At 62.0% G+C, this 10,109-nt stretch carries 11 protein-coding genes; 6 read left to right on the top strand and 5 right to left on the bottom strand.

The features are described 5' to 3' along the window. Positions 1–20: 20 nt before the first annotated feature. Complete coding sequence (locus AC1VVM_RS19565; protein ID WP_482957149.1) at positions 21–740, top strand: 4'-phosphopantetheinyl transferase family protein; 720 nt, start codon at positions 21–23, stop codon at positions 738–740. Here the strand turns inward: AC1VVM_RS19565 and AC1VVM_RS19560 are convergent. From AC1VVM_RS19560 to AC1VVM_RS19550, 3 genes are all read right to left on the bottom strand, one after another. Then, entirely contained in the window at positions 734–964 is a 231-nt protein-coding gene (locus AC1VVM_RS19560; RefSeq protein ID WP_132386215.1) for a response regulator transcription factor, read from the bottom strand. The genes AC1VVM_RS19565 and AC1VVM_RS19560 overlap by 7 nt on opposite strands. An 823-nt stretch (positions 965–1,787) precedes the next feature. Beyond that, positions 1,788–2,819: an IS110 family RNA-guided transposase gene (locus AC1VVM_RS19555; RefSeq protein WP_482956112.1), complete on the bottom strand. Its 1,032-nt coding sequence runs from the start codon at positions 2,817–2,819 to the stop codon at positions 1,788–1,790. A gap of 204 nt (positions 2,820–3,023) precedes the next feature. After that, positions 3,024–3,731, bottom strand: coding sequence for a LuxR C-terminal-related transcriptional regulator (locus AC1VVM_RS19550; RefSeq protein ID WP_482957148.1), 708 nt, complete (start codon positions 3,729–3,731; stop codon positions 3,024–3,026). A 488-nt stretch (positions 3,732–4,219) separates the two neighbouring features. Between AC1VVM_RS19550 and rfbC the strand changes: the two genes are divergently transcribed. Genes rfbC through rfbA form a run of 4 tightly spaced genes read left to right on the top strand, consistent with a single transcriptional unit; the run spans position 4,220 to position 7,702 of the window. After that, positions 4,220–4,810 carry a dTDP-4-dehydrorhamnose 3,5-epimerase gene (rfbC, locus tag AC1VVM_RS19545; RefSeq protein ID WP_482957147.1) on the top strand — a complete coding sequence of 197 codons (591 nt, stop codon included), beginning with the start codon at positions 4,220–4,222 and terminating at the stop codon, positions 4,808–4,810. After that, entirely contained in the window at positions 4,801–5,859 is a 1,059-nt protein-coding gene (gene rfbB, locus AC1VVM_RS19540; RefSeq protein ID WP_482957146.1) for a dTDP-glucose 4,6-dehydratase, read from the top strand. Before rfbC ends, rfbB begins: the two co-directional genes overlap by 10 nt. Continuing rightward, positions 5,856–6,782, top strand: coding sequence for a dTDP-4-dehydrorhamnose reductase (rfbD, locus tag AC1VVM_RS19535; protein ID WP_482957145.1), 927 nt, complete (start codon positions 5,856–5,858; stop codon positions 6,780–6,782). Before rfbB ends, rfbD begins: the two co-directional genes overlap by 4 nt. Further along, positions 6,779–7,702, top strand: coding sequence for a glucose-1-phosphate thymidylyltransferase RfbA (gene rfbA, locus AC1VVM_RS19530; RefSeq protein ID WP_482957144.1), 924 nt, complete (start codon positions 6,779–6,781; stop codon positions 7,700–7,702). Before rfbD ends, rfbA begins: the two co-directional genes overlap by 4 nt. Positions 7,703–7,712: 10 nt before the next feature. On the opposite strand, the gene AC1VVM_RS19525 is transcribed toward rfbA, so the two are convergent. Continuing rightward, entirely contained in the window at positions 7,713–8,195 is a 483-nt protein-coding gene (locus AC1VVM_RS19525) for a CHAP domain-containing protein (protein WP_482957143.1), read from the bottom strand. 283 nt (positions 8,196–8,478) lie between these two features. Here AC1VVM_RS19525 and AC1VVM_RS19520 point away from each other — a divergent pair, with 283 nt between their 5' ends. Then, positions 8,479–9,471: a PhzF family phenazine biosynthesis protein gene (locus AC1VVM_RS19520; RefSeq protein ID WP_482957142.1), complete on the top strand. Its 993-nt coding sequence runs from the start codon at positions 8,479–8,481 to the stop codon at positions 9,469–9,471. Positions 9,472–9,666: 195 nt separating this feature from the next. Here the strand turns inward: AC1VVM_RS19520 and AC1VVM_RS19515 are convergent, their stop codons facing one another. Next, entirely contained in the window at positions 9,667–10,095 is a 429-nt protein-coding gene (locus AC1VVM_RS19515; RefSeq protein ID WP_482957141.1) for an SgcJ/EcaC family oxidoreductase, read from the bottom strand. Positions 10,096–10,109 lie beyond the last annotated feature (14 nt).

Genomic DNA, 10,109 nt, shown 5'->3' with positions numbered 1-10,109 from the left:
ACCGCGATGCGGACAGGGCCTTGCGCGGCTTTCGCCTTGCGATGGAGCCGATTACGGCACCGTTTCCGCTATGGCTGCTGTCTGTGCCGGACATCGTCGATCCGCGTCTTGCCGCCACCCTTTCGGATGCGGAGCGGGAGCGGGCAGGGCGCTTTGTGCGCGAGCCACTGCGCCGGCGCTACATCGCGGCGCATGGCGCGCTGCGCGTGCTGGGCGAGTGCTATTTCGGAGTGGCGGCGGCAGACCAGCGCTATGATCCTGGCGATCTGGGCAAACCCTATCTGTCGGGCGTACCGGGGGCGCAATGCAGCATCAGCTACAGCGGCCAGTCGGCGCTGATCGCATGGTCGCAGGAATATGAGATCGGTGTCGATCTGGAAGCGGTCCGTCCCATCGAGGACGCCGACGAACTGAGCGTGCTTCACTACACGCAGGATGAGCAGGCGGGACTGCGGGGCCCGGAATGCGGGCCGGGCAGCCCCATCTGCGATCGCGCCTTCCTGAGCGTATGGGTCAGGAAAGAGGCTTGCATAAAAGCGCTCGGTGCCGGGCTCTCGATCGCGCCGTCTTCATTTGACTGCGGGGTCGGGCCGGGGGTCAGGAGCGTCGAAATTGAAGGGCAGTTCGTGGAATGTGACAATTACGACCTGAAGGACGACCTGATGGTCGCCTGGGCCCGATTGCGCCGCGTGGCTTCACCGGGTCCATCGGCTTACGAACTGTATAATTGGTCTTACTGATAGGGCTGAAGAAGCCCTTCGCGGATCACGTGAGCAATCATATGAGCACGATTGCGCGTTCTTGTTTTAAGGCGAACGTTTTCTACGTGCCGCTCGACAGTGCAAGGTGCGATCTTCAGTTCGATCGCGGTTTCTTTAGCAGAACGTCCCATCGCCACAAAACGAAGTACGTCCAGTTCCCTCGCAGTTAATTGCACTGCATCTTCATTACCAAATCTGTGCATGTAATTCCCCCAAATTTAATCGGTGAGGTCATTTCAACCTCATAAGCAATGTTACCTAGGGCGCTAAATGAGTCACGCTATATTTTGGATTCAACCGCAGCCGTTTGGCTTGGCCTTTTGCGTTTGCGATATCGCATGAGCCTATCCCGTTCATACTTAATCGCCGCTTCGGAACTCTCGGAATGATCCGGGAGTATTATGATGACGATTGCACACAGCGAACTGCACGGAAAAGCACCCGGAACGGGTGTGGAACGCAGATGCGGAAGGCGGTGATCGAACGGCGGCGTTAGCCAAATGGCTAACCCGTAAGAGCAAGAGGGAGGGGTGAAAAAATGGTCCCCGGTGCGCCTGGACAATTCCTTGGGTGAGAGGCTCGCCCGATCTCGGGTGCAAACATGGCCCGAGTTCACGTTTGATCCTGAGTCGAGAGGTCCATCATCCCGTCGCCCCCGCGAAGGCGGGATCCCTGCGTTCGCGGGGATGACGGGTTGTCTAATCGCGTCCGCAAGGTCAAGGGCGTTAGGTTGTAGAATTTTAAGCCGGGCCGCGATGTTCGAGCGGCACAGTATTTGGCTGGGCGCAATCGGAAATCTTCAGAGACCGTTGTGGGGCGGGGCTCGTCGTTTGCTGTGGGCAGGGTTGTCTCCGCGGTCGGCATGAGCCGCCGCACGATGGGTCTTCGCAGGTAAAGCCTTCCTATGTTTTGGACGCAGTCTTCTTCAAGCTGCAGCCCGTCGTCCGGAATGGCCCGACCCACGTCCACGGCAGGGACGCCTCGACGCACTTTGGCGCGCTGAGGATATGGGGCTGACGGTCGTAGTTAGACGATGGCGCCAGCCGATGCGTTGAAGGGTTCTCCTGTCTTGAGCATGGTGTGCATAATGACCGCTAGTTTACGCGCTACGGCTATGGCGGCGCGCCTGAAGCCCAGTCGTTCACGAAGCTTGAGCCCCCAATCTTTGAGGTTGCTCCCCGTCTTGACGGTTGTGCGGGTCAGCATTGCTGTCGCGGCTTCAAAGAGAAGACTCCGCAGATGGTTGTCGCCTCGTCGTGAGATATGGCCCTCGTAATCCACTTCGCCGGACTGGTAACGACGCGGCGTTAGCCCCAGCCATGCGCCGACAGAGCGCGACGTCCGGAAGTTCGCTGGGTCCTCAACCGCCGAGACGTACGATGCAGCAGTGACCGCGCCGATCCCTGGGATCGTCATGAGTAGCTGAACCGCCTGGCTCTTCCGCGCTAGTGTGAGGAGTTGGCGATCGAGATCGACAATATGCTGACGGATGTCGCGCCAAGCCTCGAGCAGGGGTAATATGATCCGCGCCAAGCTATCCCGCCCGTCCAGAAGCTCCCGGACGTTGCCGCTAAACACGGCGCCTTTGCCCGGAGGGACGATAAGACCGAACGTCTTCATCAAGCCACGGATCTGGTTGCTCAGTTTGGTTGAGACCTCGAGAAGCTGGTTGCGGGCACCCACCAGCGTACGTGTCAGCATGGCGTCAAACGACTTGATCCGTACCGCCTTATAAAAACCGGCCTCCGCCAGTTGGGCTAAGCCGTCAGCATCATTGGCGTCTGTCTTGTTGAGCGTTTCATTCAATATCTTCTGAGCATGGCGTGCTTCAATGCAAATGGCAGGCACGCCTTCAGCCACCAAAGCATGATGAAACCAGGTCGACAGGGGACCGGTCTCGAACACGACGCGCACGGCGTTCGGCGCGCGCTCCCTGATCACCTCCGCCAGAAGCCTGGGATCGGAGGGACATTTTCCACGCCATATCCGCATCCCACCCTCGCGGATCGAAACTGCCGTCTCTTTCAGCGAAACATCAAGCCCGATATATTGCTCCATGGTTGCTCTCCATTAGACGCTTGGGCCCGGTACCAATCGTGAGCCCGTATCTCCATCTTATCGGGGAGCAACCACCCTGTCAGATCACACGTCGGATCTTGGTTAAGGGCGAATCGTACCGCGATTACCCCATGTTTTGGGTTCGATAACGGGATTGGAATGGCGAATTGCTTGTGGGCGCGGGATTCGCCTGACGAACGCAGCCTAGGCCTGAACCGCGTCGTCGATGCACACGGTCACCGATTCGCCCGGCTGACGCGATGGCTTACCCAGCGACAGCTCGCGCGCCATGACGGCAGCCTGCGTCCGGTTGCGAACGCCCAGCTTCTTGAGGATCGATTTGACCGAGGCCTTCATGGCCGACTCGCTGACCCCAAGGTCGCGCGCGATGGCCTTGTTGGGCAACCCTTGCCCCAGATGGCCAAGGACCATCCGCTCCCGCTCGTTGAGGTTGTAGCTGTCGACCTTGGAGTTCTGGGGCGAATGGCTAGTGACCAGCAGCATGTTCCCCAGCAGGTCCACCAGCTCCGGCGGTGCCACCTTTTGCCCGATGGCCACCATCTGCATCATCGCCACCAGCGCCTGATAGGGCACGTGGTCCAGGAAGTAGGCATGCGCCCCGGCTGCATAGATCGCGACCATCTGCGAAAAGTCGAACGAGTCCACCAGCGTGACGATCCGCGTATCGGGAAAACTGGCGAGAGTGGCCGCCACGGTGGCTGCACCGTCCACGCCGAGCAGCGACCGGTCGATGACCAGAATGTGGATGTCCGCCGAAGCGGACAAGTCCGCATCCAATTCGCGAAGATGGTCCACCGTCTCGACAATCTCGAACCATGAATCGGACAGAATGCGGCGCACACCTTCGCGCACGAGTGCATTCTTGATAGCAAGGGAAACTGCGGTAGCCATTTTGGGAAAGCCTCTGTTTTCCAATGCGCCAATTGTGCAGCGCCTCAGACGAGGTGGCCGTATATACTGCTCCGCCCAGCAGTGCGTATTCTAGATATCCGAATGCGTACTGTATATTTTCTTTTATCTTATCGCAATGCGTCCATTTGTAGCCCATTTTGAGGAGAGGTCGTGGAGCAACGGGTAGCCGCAAGGTGCATGCGAATTATCGAATTTCTCGCTTTTCGGGCGCCGCATCCGGTACCATGCACGGTGCCGATTATCACGAGAGGCGATCGCTCTGAGTATTGCCTTCATGGTCCCGGCAATAAGCAGAGGGCGATTTTCGGAAGGCCCCTTTCGGGATCGAGTAAAGAGGTCCGTCGGCGCGGAATTGGCAAGGCGCTTGATATCCGGTTTTGTTGAGTAGAGATCGGAGCACGTCCCGCGTCGGAACAGGGCACGGGGCGCTTCGTTACTGCCGGCAGAATTCAGAGGATCCGGTCAAAATGCACGTCACCACGTACGACATCGCCGGACCTGTGCTGCTCACGCCCCGGCGTCATGAGGACGCGCGGGGCTATTTCATGGAGACCTTTCGTGCCGACATCTGCGCCCAGCACTGTGACGGCGCCATGTTCGTGCAGGATAACGAGTCACTGAGCGCGCGGGAGGGAACCCTGCGCGGGCTGCACTTCCAGACGTCGCCGCATCAACAGGGCAAGCTGGTCAGGTGCACCGCCGGCGCGCTGTTCGATGTGGCGGTGGACATTCGCGAAGGCTCGCCCACATTCGGCCGCTGGATCGCGGAAACGCTTGACCCGGATAATGGGAAGCAGCTCTGGATCCCGCCCGGGTTCGCGCATGGCTTCTGCACACTGCTTCCCGATACGGTGGTGGCCTACAAGGTGACCGACTATTACAGCCCCGAATGCGACACCGGCCTGGCGTGGAACGATCCGGCGATCGCCGTCGCCTGGCCGGATATCGCCGATCCGGAAACGCTGTCCGCGAAAGACCGGGCGCTTCCCACTTTGAGCAATCCCGCCGCCCGCCCAAAAGCTCTTGGGGCTGGCAAGGAGGCACTGCGATGCGCGTGATCGTCACCGGCGGGGCCGGCTTCATCGGATCGGCGCTCGTTCGCTATCTCGTTCTGGAACGCGGGTTCGATGTGCTCAACATCGATGCCCTGACATATGCGGGCTGCGAGGCCTCGCTGCGCGCCGTGGCGGAGCGCCCGAACTACCGCTTCCTAAAGGCCGACATTCGCGACCGCGCAGCGATGGATGCCGCCTTCGCGCAATTCCGGCCCGACCGGGTCATGCATCTGGCCGCCGAAAGCCATGTCGACCGCTCGATTACGGGAGCTTCGGCGTTCGTCGAAACCAACGTGATGGGAACCTTCGCCCTGCTCGAAGCGGCGCGCGGCTATTGGGCCGGGCTGGACCGGGAGCGGCACGCGGCGTTCCGGTTCCTCCATGTCTCCACCGACGAGGTCTACGGCACACTGGGCGAGGAAGGGCTGTTCACCGAGGACACGCCATACGATCCCAGCTCGCCCTATTCGGCATCCAAGGCCGCGTCCGACCATCTCGCCAAGGCGTGGCACCGCACCTACGGGTTGCCGGTTGTCGTCTCGAACTGCTCGAACAATTACGGGCCTTATCATTTCCCCGAAAAGCTGATCCCGCTGACGATCCTCAACGCGCTCGCCGGACGGAACCTGCCGGTCTACGGGCGCGGGGAGAACGTGCGCGACTGGCTCTATGTAGAGGATCACGTGCGCGCGCTCGACTGCATTGCTGAGCGCGGCCGACCGGGCCGGACCTACAATGTCGGCGGCGGCAATGAGCGTCGCAATATCGACGTTGTCCGCCGGATCTGCTCGATCCTTGACGAACTAGTCCCTGCCGAGGTGCCGCGCGAACGGCTGATCGCTTTCGTGACCGACCGGCCCGGGCACGACGCCCGATATGCCATCGACGCCACCCGGCTGGAGAACGAACTCGGCTGGCGCGCGCAGGAGACTTTCGAGACCGGCCTTGCACGAACCGTCCGCTGGTATCTCGATAACGAGTGGTGGTGGGGCCCACTGCGTGCCCGCTACGAAGGCGAGCGACTGGGCCTTCCCGCGGTGGTCGCGGCATGAGGCTGGCCGTCACCGGAACCGGCGGGCAAGTCGCCAGCAGCCTGCTCGAATGCGGTCCGGCGCGCGGCGTCGAAGTTGTGACCGTGGGCCGCCCTGAACTCGATCTTGCCTCGGCATCGCCGGACGATGCGATCCGCGCTCTGGCGGCAGCGTCGCCCGATGCGATCGTCTCGGCCGCCGCCTATACCGCCGTCGACCGCGCGGAGAGCGATGCCGAAACCGCCCACGCCGTCAATTGCCGAGGCGCCGCCGCGATTGCGCAGGCCGCCCGGCAACTCGGCGTGCCGCTGGTCCATCTCTCCACCGACTACGTCTTTTCCGGTACGACCGGCCAGCCCCGCCGCGAAAGCGATGCCACCGCACCGCTTGGCGTCTACGGCCTCACCAAGCTCGACGGCGAACACCGCGTCACCGCGCTCTACGGCGAAAACGCCGCGATCCTGCGGACGGCGTGGGTCTACAGTCCGTTCGGCGGCAATTTCGTCAAGACCATGCTGAGACTGGCGGGCGAGCGCCCGGAAATCTCCGTCGTCTCCGACCAGATCGGCAATCCGACCAGCGCGCTCGACATTGCCGAGGGCGTGCTCACCGTCGCGCGCAATCTCGTCCGTAGCCCGGATCCCGCCTTACGAGGCACTTTCCATATGGCGGCGACGGGCGAAGCCTCATGGGCGGACCTTGCCGAGGAGACTTTCAAAATCTCGCGCCGGTTCGGCGGCCCGCAGGCCGAAGTGCGGCGGATTTCCACCGAGGACTATCCCACACCGGCCCGGCGCCCCGCCGATGCCCGGCTGGACAGTTCCCGGATCAAGCTGGTGCATGGCGTCGTCATGCCCTCCTGGCAGTGGTCGCTTGCGGCCGTGGTCGAACGGCTGGTCGGCAAGCCCGGCGTCGTTCCCTTATTGGTGAGAGCACAGGCATGAAGGGCATCATTCTCGCCGGCGGAAGCGGCACCCGGCTCTATCCGATGACGCTGGCGACATCGAAGCAGCTCATGCCGGTCTACGACAAGCCGATGATCTACTATCCGCTCACCACGCTGATGCTGGCGGGAATCCGGCGAGTACTCATCATCTCCACCCCGCGCGACCTGCCCGCATTCCGCGACCTGCTGGGCGATGGATCGCAGTGGGGCATGGAAGTGGAATATGCCGTGCAGGCCCGCCCGGAAGGGCTGGCGCAGGCCTATGTCATCGGCGCCGACTTCGTGGGCGGCGATCCCTCGGCGCTCATCCTCGGCGACAATATCTTTCACGGCCACGGCCTGCCGAACCTGCTGACCGACGCGGCGCAGCGCGAAAGCGGCGCCAGCGTCTTCGCCTATCACGTGCAGGATCCCGAGCGTTACGGTGTCGTCGAGTTCGACGGGCAGATGAATGCCCTGTCGATCGAGGAAAAGCCGGCGCGGCCGCGCTCGAACTGGGCGGTTACCGGGCTCTATTTCTACGACGGGCAGGTGGTGGACATTGCCGCAAATCTGAAGCCCTCCGCGCGCGGCGAACTGGAGATTACCGACGTCAACCGCGTCTATCTCGAACGCGGATCGCTCTCGGTGGAAGTGATGGGGCGGGGGTTTGCCTGGCTCGATACCGGCACGCCCGAAAGCCTGATGGACGCCGCCGAATTCGTGCGCATTCTTGAAAAGCGGCAGGCCGTGAAGATCGCCTGCCCGGAGGAGATCGCCTTCCGGCGCGGCTTCATCGACGAGGGCGAGTTCGAGCGGTCCATCGCCCGCCTCGGAAAGTCGGAATATGCGCGCTACCTGCTGGGTGTGCTGGCCCAGACCAGTATTGCGAAGGGTTCGCTCACTGCCGAACCGGAACCGCGCATCGCGGTGCGGTAGGCAGGCCCGATCAGCCGTTGCTGGGGTAGATGAAGCCGGATACCGGGTTCGAACGTGAACCCATGCCGCCTGCCTGGGCGTACCATACGCGCACTTGGCTCCAGTCACCGGCAGCCGAAACGTCCTCGGCCAAGGCCCCGCGCTCGATCTTGCCGCGGAACGACCAGTTGGCATGGTCGAGTAGGATGTGGCGCGCGTCGAGGATCTTCTCGACAACCGCGACATGGCCTAGCGGCATCGCCGCCGACCTCGCCATCGCCAGCACCGCGCCGATCTTCGGCGTGCTGCCCCGCTCATAGAGGTCCTTGGCCTTTTCCCACCAGGTCCAAGCATTGCCGTGGATATCGATACCCGAATGATCGCGGGCATAGGGCACGCACTGAAGCGGCGCTGCCATGGCCTGACCCGAGAAGCCGAATACCAGCAGCAGCGCAAACAGCGCCTGAGCAAAAACCCGCGCCGGATTGCGGCGTGCCGACATCTGCTTGGTCATGGACATGATTTCAGGAGATGAATTGACAATAGAAAACCGATTGCCGCTCAACGACGCCACCCGCTTGTTCTTTTTGGACCCGCTCTGGCGACCCGCCAGGACCGCCGAATTCGGTCGGTGATCGGCGTGAAGCAGCCCGATCGCGGCTTGGCCATGCTCTTTCCCCAGGCCGTGGCATGGGTGCGACGGATCGAAGAAAGCGCGGGAACCTTATCGATTCGTCGCAAAACTGGGCTCGAAAGCTGCGGTAAACTGCGGTTTCGGCGCGAAAGCCGCGATTGAGATGCGTGCCCGCAAGCCGATTTCCGCAATGGAAACAGGAGATTGCAGACAAGTCCTTTCCCATGGTGCATTGCGGGCGCTCTGCCGAACCGAATGGACCGAAGCCGTGCCCCAATTGCCATTCTTTACCGCCGACGTGTTCACCAAAATCCGCTTCGGCGGAAACCCTCTCGCTGTCGTCTTTGGCGGCCAAGCGATTGATGTTGCAATGATGCAGGCGATAGCCGCCGAATTCAATCTCAGCGAAACGACCTTCGTTTTACCGCCGGCCGACTCCGCCAACACCGCCCGCGTTCGTATCTTCAGCCGAAGCGCGGAAATGGCATTCGCGGGGCACCCATTGGTCGGCACAGCCTTCGTTCTTGCGAATCAGCGCCCCGATTTGAACGCGGCCACATTCGAGGTTCCCGCCGGAATTGTGCACGTCCAGATCGAGCGCGATGCCGATGGCGCAGTTATCGGTGCAGCCATCGAAACGCCGCAGCCGCTGACTATCGGCGACACGGTCGCGCCCGAGGTCATCGCGCAGGCACTTCGGCTGGCTCCGGCCGACGTGGTGACAACGCACCATCTGCCCGTGGCCGCTTCAAACGGAAACGCTTTCGTCATCGCGGAAGTCGCCCGGGAAGCACTGTCGCGCTGCGATCCGGATCTGGCCGCGTTCCGCGCCGCGCTGGCGGCCCATCCGCAATTCGGCAGCCGTTTCGCGATCCACGTCTACAGCAGGGAAGGTCAGGTGCTGCGCGCTCGGATGTTCGCGCCGCTTTCCGGAACCTGGGAAGATCCCGCCACGGGCAGCGCCAACACGCCGCTGGCCTGCCTAATGCTGTCGCTCGAACCGGAAGCGCAGGAGGCGGGCTTTGAAATCCATCAGGGCGTCGAAATGGGGCGGCCCAGCCTGTTGCATGTAGATGCGCGCCGAACGCCGGATGGGATCGTTGCGACATTGCGGGGGTCTTGCGTGGCGGTCATGCAGGGGGAGATCGCTTTGTGAACTTGCGGCGAACAGCGGCGGGGCGGAGGGCGGACTGAGCAGGCAGCACCGCGCGCTCCATATAAACACCAGCCACCCAAATCCCGTGATCCCCGCCTTCGCAGGGGCGACGGCGGTCAATTTCGATAGCTTCCGGTCAATTCAATACGAGGCGCATATCGTTGGCGGGGGTATTCGGCACGGAATTGGCCGAGGCTAAAGCGCTCCGACTTCATGCCGAAGAACGGGCTCTCCAGTCCTCGGATTCGCCAGAGTAACATTCTCCAAGGCCTTGATTAACCAAACTTCGCTGCTCTTGGTGAGCACGGCAAGGATCAACGTATCCACGGCATGCGGACCTACCGGATGCGCAGGTCCGGTCGTCAGCCGGCTCCAAAAATGAACGACCGTCGCTCCTTCGCCAAGCGGGAGGACATCGATCAACTCGTTTTCCAACCTGGAATCGCTGTAGATCGTCTCGTGAATGGGGCGATGCAGTTCGACGATATCCGCCACGCCGCGAACATAGTGCCCGAAACGGTTCACGAACGTGGCGTCCTCCTGGAACAGCGCCCCCAGCGAACCCATGTCGTGGCTGTTCCACGCCGCCTGGAAAGCCATCGGCACATCTTCGGGCTGCTTCATGACTGTCCTCCCGT

Source organism: Novosphingobium sp. BL-S-33 (assembly GCF_056857025.1).
The sequence above is the reverse complement of the archived record's forward strand: the minus strand, read 5'-3'. Positions and strand labels throughout refer to the sequence as shown.

Bases quoted from the DNA above. Each gene is read 5' to 3' on its own strand.
- AC1VVM_RS19560 (WP_132386215.1), bottom strand. From the start codon at position 964: ATGCACAGATTTGGTAATGAAGATGCAGTGCAATTAACTGCGAGGGAA.
- AC1VVM_RS19555 (WP_482956112.1), bottom strand. From the start codon at position 2,819: ATGGAGCAATATATCGGGCTTGATGTTTCGCTGAAAGAGACGGCAGTT.
- AC1VVM_RS19550 (WP_482957148.1), bottom strand. From the start codon at position 3,731: ATGGCTACCGCAGTTTCCCTTGCTATCAAGAATGCACTCGTGCGCGAA.
- rfbC (WP_482957147.1), top strand. From the start codon at position 4,220: ATGCACGTCACCACGTACGACATCGCCGGACCTGTGCTGCTCACGCCC.
- rfbB (WP_482957146.1), top strand. From the start codon at position 4,801: ATGCGCGTGATCGTCACCGGCGGGGCCGGCTTCATCGGATCGGCGCTC.
- rfbD (WP_482957145.1), top strand. From the start codon at position 5,856: ATGAGGCTGGCCGTCACCGGAACCGGCGGGCAAGTCGCCAGCAGCCTG.
- rfbA (WP_482957144.1), top strand. From the start codon at position 6,779: ATGAAGGGCATCATTCTCGCCGGCGGAAGCGGCACCCGGCTCTATCCG.
- AC1VVM_RS19525 (WP_482957143.1), bottom strand. From the start codon at position 8,195: ATGACCAAGCAGATGTCGGCACGCCGCAATCCGGCGCGGGTTTTTGCT.
- AC1VVM_RS19520 (WP_482957142.1), top strand. From the start codon at position 8,479: ATGCGTGCCCGCAAGCCGATTTCCGCAATGGAAACAGGAGATTGCAGA.
- AC1VVM_RS19515 (WP_482957141.1), bottom strand. From the start codon at position 10,095: ATGAAGCAGCCCGAAGATGTGCCGATGGCTTTCCAGGCGGCGTGGAAC.